The sequence below is a fragment of the Streptomyces sp. NPDC031064 genome, assembly GCF_055570965.1.
Genome location: NZ_JBVIGF010000001.1, coordinates 374,642 through 389,636, shown reverse-complemented (window position 1 = coordinate 389,636; position 14,995 = coordinate 374,642). Strand labels below are relative to the sequence as shown.

The 14,995-nt window shown below is 74.0% G+C and carries 12 protein-coding genes; 3 read left to right on the top strand and 9 right to left on the bottom strand.

Annotation, left to right across the window (positions count from 1 at the left end; genetic code table 11):
* Positions 1-22: 22 nt before the first annotated feature.
* From ACZ46W_RS01585 to ACZ46W_RS01565, 5 genes are read right to left on the bottom strand one after another with little or no spacing between them, the layout of a single operon-like run.
* Positions 23-1,588: an AAA family ATPase gene (locus ACZ46W_RS01585; protein ID WP_468332347.1), complete on the bottom strand. Its 1,566-nt coding sequence runs from the start codon at positions 1,586-1,588 to the stop codon at positions 23-25.
* 55 nt (positions 1,589-1,643) lie between these two features.
* A complete protein-coding gene (locus tag ACZ46W_RS01580; RefSeq protein ID WP_468329604.1) occupies positions 1,644-2,252 on the bottom strand; it encodes a hypothetical protein in 609 nt (202 codons plus the stop codon).
* The gene (locus tag ACZ46W_RS01575) at positions 2,249-2,551 is read right to left on the bottom strand and encodes a hypothetical protein (protein ID WP_468332344.1); all 303 of its coding nucleotides are present in this window, start codon (positions 2,549-2,551) and stop codon (positions 2,249-2,251) included. The genes ACZ46W_RS01580 and ACZ46W_RS01575 overlap by 4 nt, the downstream gene beginning before the upstream one ends.
* A 2-nt stretch (positions 2,552-2,553) precedes the next feature.
* On the bottom strand, positions 2,554-4,323 hold the full coding sequence (locus tag ACZ46W_RS01570; protein ID WP_468329601.1) for a hypothetical protein: 1,770 nt from the start codon (positions 4,321-4,323) through the stop codon (positions 2,554-2,556).
* Between the two features lie 50 nt (positions 4,324-4,373).
* Positions 4,374-4,883 carry a hypothetical protein gene (locus tag ACZ46W_RS01565; protein ID WP_468329598.1) on the bottom strand — a complete coding sequence of 170 codons (510 nt, stop codon included), beginning with the start codon at positions 4,881-4,883 and terminating at the stop codon, positions 4,374-4,376.
* A gap of 193 nt (positions 4,884-5,076) precedes the next feature.
* Here ACZ46W_RS01565 and ACZ46W_RS01560 point away from each other — a divergent pair, with 193 nt between their 5' ends.
* The gene (locus tag ACZ46W_RS01560; protein ID WP_468329595.1) at positions 5,077-6,954 is read left to right on the top strand and encodes a caspase family protein; all 1,878 of its coding nucleotides are present in this window, start codon (positions 5,077-5,079) and stop codon (positions 6,952-6,954) included.
* On the opposite strand, the gene ACZ46W_RS01555 is transcribed toward ACZ46W_RS01560, so the two are convergent.
* The 4 genes from ACZ46W_RS01555 to ACZ46W_RS01540 are packed head-to-tail and all read right to left on the bottom strand — an operon-like array spanning position 6,935 to position 13,636.
* Positions 6,935-11,176, bottom strand: coding sequence for a CHAT domain-containing protein (locus ACZ46W_RS01555; protein ID WP_468329592.1), 4,242 nt, complete (start codon positions 11,174-11,176; stop codon positions 6,935-6,937). The genes ACZ46W_RS01560 and ACZ46W_RS01555 overlap by 20 nt on opposite strands.
* A 2-nt stretch (positions 11,177-11,178) precedes the next feature.
* On the bottom strand, positions 11,179-11,832 hold the full coding sequence (locus ACZ46W_RS01550) for an RES family NAD+ phosphorylase (RefSeq protein ID WP_468329589.1): 654 nt from the start codon (positions 11,830-11,832) through the stop codon (positions 11,179-11,181).
* A gap of 5 nt (positions 11,833-11,837) precedes the next feature.
* On the bottom strand, positions 11,838-12,515 hold the full coding sequence (locus ACZ46W_RS01545) for a hypothetical protein (protein ID WP_468329586.1): 678 nt from the start codon (positions 12,513-12,515) through the stop codon (positions 11,838-11,840).
* Positions 12,512-13,636: a macro domain-containing protein gene (locus ACZ46W_RS01540; RefSeq protein WP_468329583.1), complete on the bottom strand. Its 1,125-nt coding sequence runs from the start codon at positions 13,634-13,636 to the stop codon at positions 12,512-12,514. The genes ACZ46W_RS01545 and ACZ46W_RS01540 overlap by 4 nt, the downstream gene beginning before the upstream one ends.
* A 216-nt stretch (positions 13,637-13,852) precedes the next feature.
* Here ACZ46W_RS01540 and ACZ46W_RS01535 point away from each other — a divergent pair, with 216 nt between their 5' ends.
* Together ACZ46W_RS01535 and ACZ46W_RS01530 are read left to right on the top strand one after the other, a co-directional pair.
* Positions 13,853-14,044, top strand: a complete 192-nt coding sequence (locus ACZ46W_RS01535; RefSeq protein ID WP_468329580.1) for a hypothetical protein — start codon at positions 13,853-13,855, stop codon at positions 14,042-14,044.
* A gap of 73 nt (positions 14,045-14,117) precedes the next feature.
* Positions 14,118-14,993 carry an MEDS domain-containing protein gene (locus ACZ46W_RS01530; RefSeq protein WP_468329577.1) on the top strand — a complete coding sequence of 292 codons (876 nt, stop codon included), beginning with the start codon at positions 14,118-14,120 and terminating at the stop codon, positions 14,991-14,993.
* The last annotated feature ends 2 nt before the right edge of the window (positions 14,994-14,995 follow it).

Here is a 14,995-nt window from a genome sequence, read left to right as displayed (position 1 = left end):
CCCGACCGACCCCGAACCGGACTCAGTCCTCCCGGAAGACGATGCGGCGCGGAGCCGTGCCGCCCGGGGTCGCCGCGGCGATCGCGGCGCGGCCGGCGGGCACGGCGCGTTCCCGTCCCCACGCCCGGATCTCCTCGATCTGCTCCGGGTTCACCCGGCTCAAGGGCACCGTGTTCGCGAAGGTGTCCATGATGAGCGAGGGCTTCAGATTCTCGACGCCGCCGCACAGGTAGGCCTCGGCGCCCACGTCGTGCAGAGCGGAGGCGATGTCGGAGCCGGCGAACCCCTCCGACAGGTCGACCAGCCGGTCCAACTGCTCCGCCTCCGGCACGGTCCTCAGGTAGCGGCGGAAATAGAGCTCGATGATCTCCTTGCGGTCCTGCGAGTCCGGCAGGTCGACGAAGAACAGCTCGTCGAAGCGCCCCTTGCGCAGCAGCTCCGGCGGCAGGCTGCGGATGTCGTTCGCCGTCGCGACCACGAAGGCACGGGACTGCGACTCCTGGAGCCAGAAGAGGAACTGCCCGATGATGCGCTGCGGCACGCCCGAGCCGTCGTCCCGGCCCGCGAGCCCCTTCTCGATCTCGTCGATCCACAGGATGCACGGAGCGACCCGGTCGGCCATGGCCAGCGCCTCGCGGAAACGTCCCTCCGACTCGCCCAGGTACTTGCCGTGGATGCTGCCCATGTCCAGCCGGTAGAGGGGGAGCTGCCACTCGTGGGCGATCGCCTTGGCGGACAGCGACTTGCCGCAGCCCGGCACGCCCACCAGCAGCACCCCGCGCGGCGGCCGCAGCGCCGTGTCCCGCAGATCGGCGTGCATCAACTGGTGCTTGCGCTTGAGCCATTCACGCAGACTGATCAGCCCGCCGACGGTGTAGTCGTCCTCGTTGAGGTGGACCCGCTCCAGCCCGGTCAGATCGCTGAAGATGCGGTCCTTGGCCTGGGCCAGCCCCAGCACGTCCTGCTTGTCGATGGAGCCCTTCGCGGCGACCGTCGCCATCAGGTTGATCGCCTCGGCCTCGGTCACCCCGGCCAGGAACTCGGCGGCCCGCCGCGCGTCGCTCTCGTCCCACGCCACCGGGATGTGCCCCTGGTGGTCGTCGAGGAACGCGCTGAGGATCCCGTACATCTCGTCCGAGTTCGGCAGGTCCAGGTGCAGGCTCATGCCGAGTCGCTGGAGACCGCTCCAGATGGGCGTGTCCGTGATGATGACGATGCTGCCCATGTTGTTGTCGGCCAGCCGCGCGAGCTCCGCCATGTGCCGGGTGACGGGGCTGTCGCCCTCCAGGTCGGCGGGGTCGACGAAGACGACGGTGGCGTTCGCCCGGCTGGTGAACTGGGAGGCGGCGAAGTCCATGGCACCGGTCAGCGAACGGTCGTCCAGCACCGTGGCGTTCGTTCGCAGATCACGCAGCCCGGTCGCCCTGGTGTAGATCCAGAACGGCATGCTGCTGCGCCGTGGCTGGGTGGCCGCCTCCAGGAACAGGCGCCGCGCGCGCTGCTGCTCGATGGTGCGCATGCCGATGACCGGCACGCGCGCGGAGATGTAGCTGTCGAGGTGGTGCAGGCTCTCGGCGTAGTTCGACATGCGGACCTTCGCGTTCAAGGGCGGGTGTTACGGAAAGGGGGGCGGGCGGGCCGGTTCAGTCGGTGATGACCCGCCGCCTGGGCGCCGCCGCCGGGTCGTAGGCCCAGGCGTCCGCCGACGGCCGCGCCCGGGCGGACGGGGACGCCGGGGACGAGGGCGACGACGGCGGTGCCGGGTCCTGGGCGAGGACGCCGGTGAGAGCGTTGTCCCGCAGGGTGCGGCGGCGCTGCTCGACCCAGTACGCGTCGGCGCCCTGTGCCCGCGCGGTGTCCTCCAGGTTCCGCTCCAACTGCGCCTGGAGCTCCGGGACCTGGCGGTCCACCAGCTCGGTGAGCCGCTCACGCAGCCGTTCCGGCAGCCCCGGATGGCGGGCCAGCAGGCGGATGCTCTGGAGCCCCGCCCTGGCCTGGGTCAGTGCGCGCCCCGCGGAGAACTCGTCATCGGCGGCCTCCATCGCCCGTACCAGCGAGTCGGCCCAGGCCTGTAGCCGGGTGCCGAGCGCCTCGGTGAGGTGCGTGGTCAGCCGGGCCATGGTGTCACCGTCGTACCGGCCCTCCTCGACCGGCGGCAGCGCACCCGGGTCGACCGGCTCGAACGCCGCCCAGCGGCGCAGGAAGCCGACCCACTCCTGGTACGCGCCGCCGTGTCCCCACAGGCCGCTCACGGTTCGGAGCCCGGACGACGGCGTACGAAGGTCTCCCCCGGGGGCAGCGGCTCCCAGTCCGGCAGCCCCTCCACGACCCGCCGCAGCCGGTTCGTCGCCCGCTCGGCCTGTGCCGTCGCGCGGGAGGCCCCCCACGGCGAACCGGTCGCCGGTCTGCGCACCGGCGGCGGGGAAGCAGGCGGGGAAGCAGACGAGGAAGCGGGCGAGGAAGCGGGCGGGGAGGCAGGCGGTGGCGGGCCGGCCTGCGACTCCCGCGACTCGCGCGGCGGGTGGTGCGGCTGCGGCGGCACATGCGGCATGCTCACCGGTCGTCCTCCTTGCGTACGGTGCGGCCCTCGAACGGCGAGCCGCCCTCGGTGGCGGTGCTCAGCGAGGTGATCAGCTCACGGCACCGGGCCTCGACCGCGTCGGCGGCCCGGAACTTCTCGTACCAGTCGGTCAGTTCGGCGGAGGCGGCCCGGAGCTGGTGCAGCGAGTCCGTCTTCGCCTGCTCCAGCAGCCGACGGGCGTTCGCCTGGTGGTTCTGGGCGGCCCGGGCGCCGTTGAAGATGAACGCCCCCCAGACGCCACCGGTGACGAGGGCGGCGAAGAACGCAAAGCCGAGGCTGATCTGACCGATGATCACCAGGATGCCGACCACCACGAGCGCCAGGGGCAGCACCTTCTTCACCATCGGGTACGCGAGCCCGTTGATGAAGGGCGCCATCTGCTGGTCCCAGTGCCCGGCCAGCGACCCCTCCAGCGTGGCCAGCGGCTGGGTGAACGACCCCTGCCACGGCGGCAGTTGGAACATCTGCGCGCCCACGCTGTGCGCCGAGCCGAACCACGCCTGCACGTCCTGCGGAACCGCCGCCCGGCAGTCGCGGGTGAAGCCCGCGTGCGCCTGGAAGAACCACTCGTGGCAGGCCGCGACCGCCAGCCGCTGCGTGGCCGCCGAGGTGCCGATGGCCGCCGGGTTGAGCGCGGCGGCGCTCTGCACCGTCAGGTAGTCGAGCGTCTCCTCGTACGAGGCCGAGTCGGCATCCGCCGCCGAGCGGGCCGCGTCCAGGTCGCCGTCGTGGTCGACGACCGCCTTGTTGAAGGCGAGGTCACGGCGGAGCGGCAGCTCGTCGTCGTCGTACTCCGAGACCAGCCGGTCCAGGATGTCGTCGACCGCGTCCTCCAGCCGGCCGGAGGGCTGGAACTCCTGCTCCATCAGGGCCGTGTACTTGTCGAGCAGCGCCTGCTGCGCGCGGGCCGCGGACAGCACGGCGTCCAGCTCCGGCCACTGCGGCGACACGCTCGCGAGGCGCGGGAACTCCGCCTTGGCGGACGGGGCGCGCAGCGTGTCGATCTCGTCCCGCCAGCGCTTGACCTGCCGTGCCTGGGCGTCCGCGCTGTCCATCAGTTGCTCGCGCCAGCCGTGCAGCGTCTTGTTCAGCAGCTCGCGCCCCTCCAGGCCGAAGGCGCCCTGCGCGATCGACTCCAGGATGACCGCGAACTCCCTGCCCAGCCGGGCGGGGTCCTGGGCCAGAAGGTAGTGCCTGAGCCAGCGCACCGCGCCCTGCCGGCGGTTCTGGCGGCGCAGTACGAGGGCGAAGAAGAGCGACGTCCGGTCGGGCGAGCGGCGGAACGCCTCCTCCACGGCGCGCCCGCACAGGTCCCGGTCGTCGGCGGACCAGGACGCGAGCGCGACCAGCGCGGGTGCCAGCCAGTAGCGGGGGGTCTGGAGCATGAGCTGCTCGCTGACCATCCGGACGTTCTCCTCGGACACCAGGCCCACGTCGAAGGCCTGGAGCATGCCCACCGCCGTGCGCCGGACCGTCTTGTGGTGGCCGAACTCATGGTCGACCTGGTCCTGGATCACGCCGATGCGCGTCTCGGCCCGCTGCACGTTGGCGATGAGCTGGGCCTGCTGCATGAAGGCGAGGAAGTCGTTGCGCAACTGCTGGAGTTCGGTGGCGGTCTGCTGCTGCTTGGCCTCGACGGACGAGACCTGGCCGGACACCGATCCGACCTGCTCGCTCAGCCGGGCCACGAGGTTGCCGACCTCCCGCACCTTCTGGTGCAGCGCGAAATCCACCTCGACCATTCGGATCTCCGTTCAGGGTGGTGCTGGGTAAAGGACTGCGGGCTACGGGGTCACGGACGCACGACGGTGCCGTCGTCGAGTACGGGGAGCACCAGGCCGCCGCTGTAGACCTCGACGTACGCGTAGCCGCCCGAGCGCGCCAGCATCCGCGCCTTGGAGAAGGGCTCCGGCATCGGGTCGGCCGGGGCGAAGTGCTGGACGATGACGTGGAACAGGTTGAGCTGGTGGTCGACGAAGGGCGGCCCGAGGTAGCAGCGCGCGACGAAGCCGAGCGGTACGTCGCCGTGGGCCGCGGCGTACTCCTCACGGGCCCACTCGGCGAGCTGCCGGCACGCGGTTTCGTCTAGCCCGGCGTCGAGCCGGCCGACGGCCTGGCGCAGCCGGTCCGAGCGGCGGTCGTAGAGCCCCCGCCGCGACGGATCCACAGCGGGCCCACCGGTCGCGGCGGTGTGCGGCCCGGCCGCTCCCGTGGTGAGCCGCCGGCCCGTACGCGGTGCCGGACCGGGCGATTGCGTCCCGCCGGACTGGACGACGCGGCGGGGACGCTCGATGTGCCCCATGTGTCCCCCGAATGTCATGGGTGGTGACCCGACAGATCTTGTGTGTGACGGGAAAAGACTAGTGACGCATCATCAATAATGGTTCCTGAACAGCGGATTGTCGCCATAGGAACCCAACGACGCCCAGAACACGACCTGTTTTCGGACCGGCCCGCCCCCCGACCGCCGGCACCCGGCTGACAGACTCTCCGCCATGGGCTTGTTCTATGCACTCATGGTCGGGATCGACGACTACCCGCCCGCCGTCGCCACACCGCTCGCCGGCTGCCTCAACGACATCGCCGAAGCCGGCAGGCTGGTCCGTGACCGCATGCCCGGCGGCGAGGGAGAGATCCGTACGCTCCTGAACGCCGAGGCGACCGCCGCGGCCGTCCAGGACGGCATCAGGAACCACCTGGGGCAGGCCGGGCCCGGCGACACCGCGCTGTTCTGGTTCTCCGGGCACGGCACCCAGTCCCTGGCACAGGACGAGGCCCATCTGCGCATCGAGGCGACCGGACGCAACCAGGCCCTCGTCTGCGTCGACGGACCGCTGCTCGACAAGCGGTTGGGCACCCTCCTGGACGCCGTGGCGGCGGGCGGCGCCCATGTCGCGGCGGTCCTCGACTGCTGCTTCTCCGGCGGCGCGACCCGCGACACGGAGCTCACCGCGCGCTACGCGCCCCCCGCCGCGCACTGGAACCTCCACGCCCCCGCCGGCTCGTACGGCTTCCGGGGCACGTCGCCCGAGGGCGGCGGACCAGCGCCGCGCCACGTCCTGATGGCCGCGAGCCGCCTCAACCAACTGTCGTACGAGGGCGATTACGGCGGCCGCCGGCACGGCGCGTTCACCCACGCCCTGATCGGCGCCGTACAGGACGCGGGACCGGACGCCACCTACCGCCAACTGCTGGCCGCCGCCGACGCGCGGCTGCGGCGCGCGGGCGGCCGGCAGCAGCCGGTCCTGTACCCGGAGGAGGCCGGCGGGTACGCCGACCTGCCGTTCCTGGGCGGTAAGGCCGCCCGCCTCCCGAGCCCGTACCTGCTGCGTCTCGGCCCGGACGGCTGGGAAGTGGACTGCGGCACCAGCCACGGCCTGCCGGGCGGTACGGCCGTGGCGGGCACCGTGTTCACGCTGGTGCCCGAGGACGCGGGCGCCCCGGACACCCCGGCGCCCGCCGTCGAGGCCCGCGCCGTCGAGGCGGGGCGCACCCTCGTCGACCCGGTCGGCTGGGTGCCGTCGCCCGCCCGGGTCTACCCGGTCGCGCTCGCCGCGCTGCCCCTGCCGCCGGCCACCGTCACGCTGACCGCACCCGGCCGGCCCGGTGCCGAGGACGACGTACGCCGCAGCATCGTCGCCTCCCCGCTCCTGAAGCTCACCGACGGCCCGGCGCCGTCCACCGGCGTCCACTTCCGCGTCCACGTCGAGGGCACCCGCGCCCATGTGCTGCGCTCCGACGGCACCCCCTTCACCGACCCCCTCCCGCTCACCGGCCGCCATGACGCCGAGCGGGTGGCCGCGTGCCTGACCCATCTGACCCGCTGGCACCAGATCCGTGACCTCGAGCCCGGCCCGTCCCGCCTCGACGGGCTGGTCCGGGTGGAGATAGCGCCCTGGGACGGCCCCGAACCCCTCACGCCGGACGGCGACGGGGAGATCGTCTGCGCCTACACCCCCGGACCCGACGGGCCCCGGCCGCCGAGGGTCTCCGTACGGCTGCACAACCGTTCCACCGACCGGACCCTGTGGTGCGTCCTGATCAATCTGACCGACAGCTACGCCAGCCACACCCTGCTCTACCCCGGCCACTTCATCGGACCCGGCCGCACCGGCCACGCCCTCGACGGCGAACCGGTGCAGCTCTCCCTGCCCGCCACCCGGCCCGTCGTGCCCGGAGCGAGCACGCAGGACTGGCTGAAACTGATCGTTTCGGAGAGCGAACTCAACACCACCCCCTACCATTTGCCCGCCTGGAACCCCCAAGCGCCGGGCGGCGCCCGCGACATGGGCGGTGTGCCCGCGCCCACCGGCCGGTGGACGGCGCGCACCATCCGCCTCCGTACGGTCGTCCCTACTGCCCCAGGTGCGTGAAGCCGGCCCAGGCGCTCAGGTCGTCCGGGTCCACCCGCCCCGCCCGCTCGGCCAGCAGCGGCGGCAACTCGGCGGGCAGCTCCCGCGCCGGGTCCAGCATCCACAACTGGGCCCGGCGCAACGCCTTCGCGGGCGGCTCGCCCTCCCGGCGCAGGTAGTGGTGGACCATGAACATCAGCACCGACGTCGCGTCGTCGGGCACCGGCCACAGCGAGCCGATCACCGACCGCGCCCCCGCCACCATGAACGCGGTGGCGAGGCTGTACGCCTCGTTGTGCCCCCGCCCGGACACATGGCTGCGGCACGCCGCCAGCAGCACCAGGCCCAGGCTGCCGCGCGCGCCGCCGCCCACCGCCTCGGTGAGCTCCTCCGCCGACAACTCGCCCCCGTGCAGCGACAGGTACGCGCTGCGCCGCGCCCGCTCGGCGACCGTGGCGTGACACGCCAGGTGCAGCACCCCGCCGTCGGCCGCGCCGCCGCGCAGCCAGGACACCACCTCACGGGGCGTCCCCGCCCCGGCCACCTGCCCGCCGTCGCGCCGCCCGAGGAACTGCCCGCCCGGGTAGAACACCCGCTGCACGGCGTCGGCCTCCTCGCCCGCGAACCGCAGATCGCCCGTCGGATTGCCCACGATGAGCGCCGCACCGTCCCGCAGAGCCCCGTCCCGCGAAGCCCCGTCCCGCGAAGCCCCCTCCCGCGAAGCCCCGTCCCGCGAAGCCCCGTCCCACGAAGCCCCGTCCCGCCCCGGGCCCGGGTGCGCCGGGGGCCTCGCCGCCACGTCGCAGAGCAGCCGCGCGGACGCCGCGTACGAGATCTCGGCCTCCTGGAGCGCGTAACGACGCCCACCCCCGCCGGTCGGTTCCCACGCCGCGTGCCACGGGACGAGCCCGAGCCGCCCCATCGGCACGAGCACCAGCCGGGGGACCCGCCCCGGGCGGCTCGGCGCGGCGAACGCGTCGAACAGCGGCCGTATCCCGGCGTACCAGGCCCACCCGCACAGCCGGTCCAACTGCGCCCGCAGCTCGGGCACCCGCGCCGTCGGGGTGCCCGTCACCGGGCCCATGTCCCGCGCCCCGCCCGGTTCCGGCAGGTAGTCGCGCAGCGGCGCGGCCTGCTCGTTCAGGGTCGGCAGGGGCACCGCGTGCACCTCGCCCGAGGACGTCACGACCACCGCGGTACCGCCCGACTCCTCCGACGCGGGCACCAGATACACCAGCGCGTCCTTGCCGACCGCCCGCAGCGCCCGCCCGATCTCTCCCGGCTCCGGCGGCTCCAGCAGCCTGCCCTGCAACGCGCCCTCACCCGTGAGCACCGCCAGCACCCGGCGGCGCAGCTCGCTCGGCACGCTCATCGGCTCCCGCACGGCGGCCAGCGGATCGGCGGCCGGGTCGGTGCCGGCCACCGTGCGCCACTCGTCGGCGAGGTCCTCGCGGCCGGCGGCGACGAGCCGTTCCGGCACCGTCATGGACGTGGTGGCGGCGTGCAGGACCAGCCCGCGGCACGAGTCCAGGGCGGTCACCGCCTCCTCGGGGACGTTGTCCCGGAGGCACCAGCCCGCGACCTCCAGCGCCGTCCCGGTGGCCTCCGCCGCCGCGTCCGCCGCGTGGTCCGTACCGGACTGGAGCAGCGCCGCCCAGGCGTGACCGCGCAGCGCCTCCAGGCCGTGGCGCCGGCCCGCGTCCCGGTCGCCGCGGTACAGCGACCCGCGCATGCGGTAGGCGCGGCCCAGCCCGAGGCGGACACTGGCGTGCAGCCGGTGCTCGGGCCCCGCCACGGCCGCGTTCGCCTCCTCCAGGAGGGCGATGCCCTGCTCCAGGTGCGTGTCACGGGCGCGCCGGTCCCGCTGGGCGGACGCCAGCGCGCAGTGCCCGGCACCCAGGCAGTTGGTGTACCGCAGCCAACTGTCGCTGCCCTTGTCGACGAGCCCGTGCGCCTCCCGTACCAGCTCCATGGCCTCGGCGATCCCGGCCGGGTCCTGCCTGCCCACCGCCCCGACGAACCGGGTCAGTCCGCCGTCCCCCAGCACCCAGGCGCGGTGGTCGCGCGGCAGCCGCGCCGCGTCCTTGCGGAGCTGCGCCGCCGTGGGACGCCCGGGCAGCGGTGGCGCGGCCGGTGCCCCGAGCCGGCGGGCGAGCTCGTCCCGGGTGACGCGGGAGTTCTCGATGGCGGTCCACAGCTCCACTCGTGACGGGTCCTCCGGGTCCAGCCCGCCGTGGACCTCCAGCATCAGGGCGATCCTGGCGTCCACGGTCGCCAGGTCGCCCCGCCGGGCGGCCAGGTGCGCCTCGTGCGACGCCTGCTGGGCGTCCATCAGCAGGCGTACGTGCGGGGTGATGCGCCGGTCGTCGCGGATGCGGCGCCAGTCGTCGATGCCCGCCTCGACGTCGTCGGTGGCCCCGGCGGTCTGGCCGCGGTGCGTGCGGGCGACGAGGGTCACGAAGTCGAGGTCCCCCTCCGGCATCCCGCCGTCGGCCGACGCCGTCGTACGCGCCTCGGCGAAGTGGGCCATCACCTCGTCCATCCGCGCGCCCGTCCCGGCCATCTCCTCCCGCATCCGCACGGCACCGGCCACGGCGTGCGCCTTGCTGAGCCACGCGGGGTCCTCCTCGTCGCCCGGCCGCAGCAGGGCGCGCATGAGTTCGTCGCGCCGCTCCTCGGGGACCCGGTCGCCGTGCGGATCGAAGAAGGGCAGGTGGGTGAGGAGCATCGCGGCACCCTGCGAGCGCTCCCGGCTGCCCTCCTCCAGCTCGCACCAGTTCTCGTAGAGCGCGTCGAACCCGCGGGCGAGCCGACCGGCGTCGGTGATCTCGCCGGACATGCCCGGGAACCCGTAGTCCGTGTCCAGGTCGAAGAAGAGCCGGCCGTCCTGGATCGCCTGGAGCATCTCCAGGTACATGCGGCGCGTCTCTTCGAAGCCGAGCCCCTCCGGCAGGTCCCCGGCGGCCGGTTCGATCCCGCGCTCCTCCATCCGCTGCCGCGCCCAGTGGGCCATCAGCCGGGCGCCGTTGCGCAGGTCCGGGTCCAGGCCCTCGTCCTGGAGGGCGAGCGCGGCGCCGCGCGCCACGTCCTGGAGCCGCTGCGGATCGTCCGGGTCCTCCTGATGGCGGATCTGCTGGAAGGACGCCAGGCAGAAGGCCGCGGCGGTGACGCTCCCGTCCCGCTCAGGCCGCCACTCCGTCACCGCCCGGCTCATCAGCGCCAGCGCCCGGTCACGGCCCGGCGCGTCGTGCCGGGCGGCGGCCCGCTCGTACAGCAGCCGCCCGAACACGTCGAGGTACTGCGGCATCAGCCGGTCCAGGGCGCCCTCCACGGCCAGCAGCGCCTTCAGCTCCGTCTCGGCCGCCGCCGCGTGCCCCTGGTCGTGCCAGGTGGCCCAGATCATCGCGCGGATGAACACCCCGCGGACCTGCGCCTCCCACACCCACTCCGGCTCCGGCCCGCCACCGCGCCGCGCCTCCGCCACCGCCCGGCCGAAGGCGTCCCTGGCCTCCTCCAGCTCGTCCCGGTCCCGCCCGGCCCGGCCGTGCAGCATCAGCGCGATGCCCAGACCGCAGCGTACGAAGGGCAGATCCGTCCCGGGCAGCGCGGCGTCCAGCACCGCACGGAAGTGGCCGGCCGAGACCGCCGCGTCGTCCATGCTGTCGCGCACCGTGCACCGCTCCAGGTACAGGTGACCGAGCGCCTCTTGGAGGTCCACCGCCTCCGCCGTGCCCGGGCCGAACACCGCCAGGGCCTCCTCGTGCCACCGCAGCGCCTCGTCGAGCAGTCCCTCCCGCTCACCGTCGTCCGCGCGCGCCTCGTACCGGGCCTTGGCGCCGAGGGCCAGCAGATGCAGCCCGACCGCCCGGACCGCCGCGTACTCCTCGTCGTCCGGCGGCAGTTGGCCGACGCCCGCGCGGGCCAGCTCCATGACCTCGTCGAGGCGTTCGGCGGTCGGCTCCTCGTCGTACCCGAAGGCCAGGACGTGGCCGTACTGGATCCGCCACATGTGCCAGTCGCCGTCGTCGCCCGGCCGGCGGAAGGCCAGCTCGAACGCCTCACGGGCCAGCTCCAGGTCCTCCGGCTCCCGGTGGCGGAGGTACAGCGCGTAGCTGATCCGGCCGGTGTGCGCGCAGCACGCGGGCGCGTGGGGGTCGTCGGCGGGCATCCGCGCCAGGGCGTCGAGGAGTTCGTCGCGCTCGTCGCGCAGCTCGTCGTCGGTGGGCGTGTCCGGTTCGTTCATCGTCAGGGGGCGAGCCTCACGTGGTAGGGCTGGAGGACGGAGTCGAGCCACTCCTCGCCGTCCGGGGTCCCGAAGTCGACGGCTCCCTCCGCCACGGCTTCGACGGCTCCCGGCGGGCAGCGGTCCCCGAAGAGGACCACGGTGCGGTCGCCCGGCTCCCGCTTGGACGACCAGATCAGACCCTGGGCCCAGGGATCGGTGTGCCGCCGGATCCAGTGCGCCCAGTCCCGCGTGTACGCGTAGTCGTGCGCCTCCGTGTGGACCAGCCAACTGTCCTGGTGGACGGCGGCCAGGTCCCGCGCGGACACCAGCGAGACGACGTCCAGGTCGGTGCCGAGCCGCAGCCGGGAAAGCCGCCGCCGCGCCACGCTCACCCGGGGCAGCAGCCGGGGCCCGCCCTCCGGGTCGAACGGCAGCGACCGCAGCAGCGTCTCGCACAGCGCCGCCTCGGCGCCCAGGCCCGCGTACAGATAGCCGTACGGGTCGCACGCCGTACCGTCGAACCGCCCACCGCCATACAGGCAGTGGGACGGGAGCGGGTTGAACGCGGCGGCGTCCCGGTGCGCCGCGTGCACCCGGTACAGCGTGGTGCCCCGAGGCAGGGTGACCTTGCCCGGGGTGCCGGTCATGGCCTCGGGAGGCCGGTAGTTGGGCACGGCTGCTACTCCCCGTCCATCAGGAAACCGGCGGTGTCCACGAGCCTCCGGTCGGCGCCCCGGCCGAGCAGCTCGGCGGGCGCCGTGCCCAGCCAGGCGTTGCCGGACAGCCACCAGTCGGCGGCGCCCCACGGGTCGCGGTCCGCCTCCAGCAAGGTGTTGACCTCCAGGACGACCATCCAGGGCAGCACGTCCTCGGAGAACTGGAAGCGGGGCAGCCGCACCGTTCCGCCCGCGCCCCGCAGCCGGATCAGCTCCGGCGCGTACGGGTCGCCGCCCCGGCGCAGCACGGCGTCGGCGCTCAGCGCGGGCACCGCGAGCAGCCGGTCGCGCACCGGCCCCAGCACCGGGCCCACCATCCGGTGCCCGTCCACCAGCAGCACGGCCAGGTCCTCGGCGCGGAAGCCCAGGTACGTGTCGTCGAGGGCGTCCACCATGTCCACCGCGTCCGCCACCAGCCGCGCCCCGCCCGGACCGCCGAACTCCTCCGGCAGCTCCTCCCGCAGCACCCGGGCCGCCGCCTCCGCCGCCCCCCGCAGCTCGCCCTCCCCGGCCCCGTCCGCCCGCTTGCGGCGTACGTCGGTCAGGAGCGCCGCCAGCCGGTCGCGCAGCGGGCCGTCGATACGGCCGGCGACGCGGTCCCAGTGGGCCGCCGCTGCCGCCAGCACGGCGTACGGATTCATCGGGTCCCCCCATCCTGTGCGTGGTCGTGGCCGAGCAGTCTCTCGACGAGGTCCGCGCGGGCGTGCGCGCGGACGACGAAGTGCACCTCCCAGCCCATGCCCCGGGCGAGCTCCGCCTCCACGGCCGGCCACACCGCGCCGAAGCTCTCCAGCGGGGTCAGCCCGCCGCGCCCCGCCCCCAGCAGTGGCAGGCACACCGAGCGCAGCGGCGGGTCGAAGCGGGCCGACTCCTCGGCCAGCAGCGCGAACGCCCGGGTCACCCCACGGGTGACGTCGGCGGGCTGGACGTCGTAGTCGTTGGTGCCGGGCCTGGGCTGTGCCACGGCCACGTGGTAGATCCGCCGGACGCCCTGGGCGGCCAGCGCGCCGGACGAGGTGGGCGCGACCGTACCCGGCAGGACCGCCCGGCCCGGCGTCCCGTGCCGGGCGGCCCACCCCCGTAACTCGTCGTGGATGTGGTCCGCGACGAGTCCCCCCGTCGGGTCGAGTTCCGCCCCGGCGCGCCGCAGCGTGGCGGATACGGACGACTTGTAGGTGGCGGGCAGTGCGAAGTACGTGTTGGTGGGCGACACGATGACGTCGACGTCGCGCAGCAGGTCCACCGAGTGGACGTGGACGCGTACGGTCGCCGGCCCCCGGGTGCGCACGGTGCGGTGCGTGCGGTGCACGGCGGCGACCGCGAGAGGCGTCGCGTCCGCGCCGACCACGCCGCCGGCCCCGGCGAGCCCGACCAACTGCTCCGCGATCTGCCCCAGCACCATCAGCTCGTGGTGCTTGCGGAACCTCTCGACGCTGACGCCGTAGACCTGGGCAGCCCTGCGGCGCCGGTCGGCGGCCGGCCAGTCACGGGTGCCCTGGGCGAGCCCGAGGCTGTACTCGGCGGCCGTCTGCAACGAACCGCCGCCGATGCGGGAGACCGCCGTGCGTAACAGCCGCTCGACGGCGCCACCGGCGCCCGGCGACCCGGCGTCCACCGCGCCACCGGCGGACAGGTCCCGGGCGATGCGGCCGAGTTCGGGCACGTCGAGCTCGCGCAGCCTGACGACACCGGCTCGCCTCACCTTCCTCACCTCCGCAAGGACCGCCCCGTGTTCAGGCAGGTGAGGAGGGTGGGAGGGCATGGCGGAAAGGATCGCACCCCCGCCGCCCCACTCACAAGCCGGTTCCGCGCTCTCCATTGCACCGGACCTCCCGGTCGCACCCCGGCCGCTTTCGGGTCGGATACGGGTCGGGGCGGGCGGATCACGGAGAAATGCGGGCGGAGCGGGTCTGTGTGACGCTGGCGGCGGGACGAGCCGACCGGCTCGTCCGACGGGTCCGACGGGACGGAGAAGGCCATGAACCAGGTCGGGGACAAGCCCGAAGAGGTCCGCAAGCGGCTGGAGGAGGAGAAGCGGCAGGCCCGCCGGCAGCACGAGCGCGACACCGCCGACCGGGCGGAGCAGCCGCCGGAGCCGGCCCCGCCGAAGGGCCCGGTGCCCGGCGACGCGCTGCGCGAGAGGCACCCGGACGCGGAGGAACGCCAGTGACGTGCGTCCGCCGGTGAATCACTTGGTAACGTAGAGCCACTCGGCGGTTACACGGGGGTGGGGTGAGGTGGGCGTGCTCGCGAGCGATGAGCACCATCCCGGGACGCTTCCCGTGCAGCACATGGGCGCCGGACACCACGCGTTCCTGTGCTACGACGACGACACACCCGGCTGGGACGTCCTGGCCGCGTTCGTCTGGTCCGGACTGGCCCGTGGCGAGAAGGTCATCGTCTTCGGACCGCCGCATCTGACGGAGTCACAGGTCCGGTCGCGGCTGCGGGACGCCCCAGGGCCGCTGGTCGCGTCCGGGTACGAGAGGGCGCAACTGGAGCTGAGCAGCATGCGGGAACTGATCCTGCCCGCGCGGCGGTTCACCGCCGACCGGCAGTGGCAGCGCATCGTCGAGGAGTCCGGCGCCGCCCGCGACGAGGGGTACACCGGACTGCGCACGTACATCGACATGGGCTGGGTCGCGGACCTCGGGGCCGATCTCGACATGATGATGGAGCGTGAGCGCCGGGCCGGTCACCTCTTCACCGACGGCTTCTACAGCGAGATCTGCGCGTACGACCGGCGGCGCTTCCCCGAGCGGGTCCTGGAGGCCATGTGCCGCGCACATCCGCAGAACCTGCTGCCCCGGCTCGGACACCTGCGGTGCCGGTACGGCGACGGCACACTGAGCGTGATCGGCGAGGCGGACCTGGCGACGCACCGGCAGTTCACCCGGGCCCTGGGCGAGCTCCTCGGCGACCCCGCCCCACCGCCCGGCCCCCTCACCGTCGACCTGCTGCGCACCGGCTTCCTCGGCGCCGAGTGCGCGAGCGAGCTCGTCCGCCTGCCCGACCGGGCGCCGGCCCACCGGTCCGTACGGATCCGCTGCTCCGAGCGGCACGCGACGCTGCTGCGCCGGCTCGGCGCGGACCCGGCCGCCCTCGATGTGACGGGGTAGGC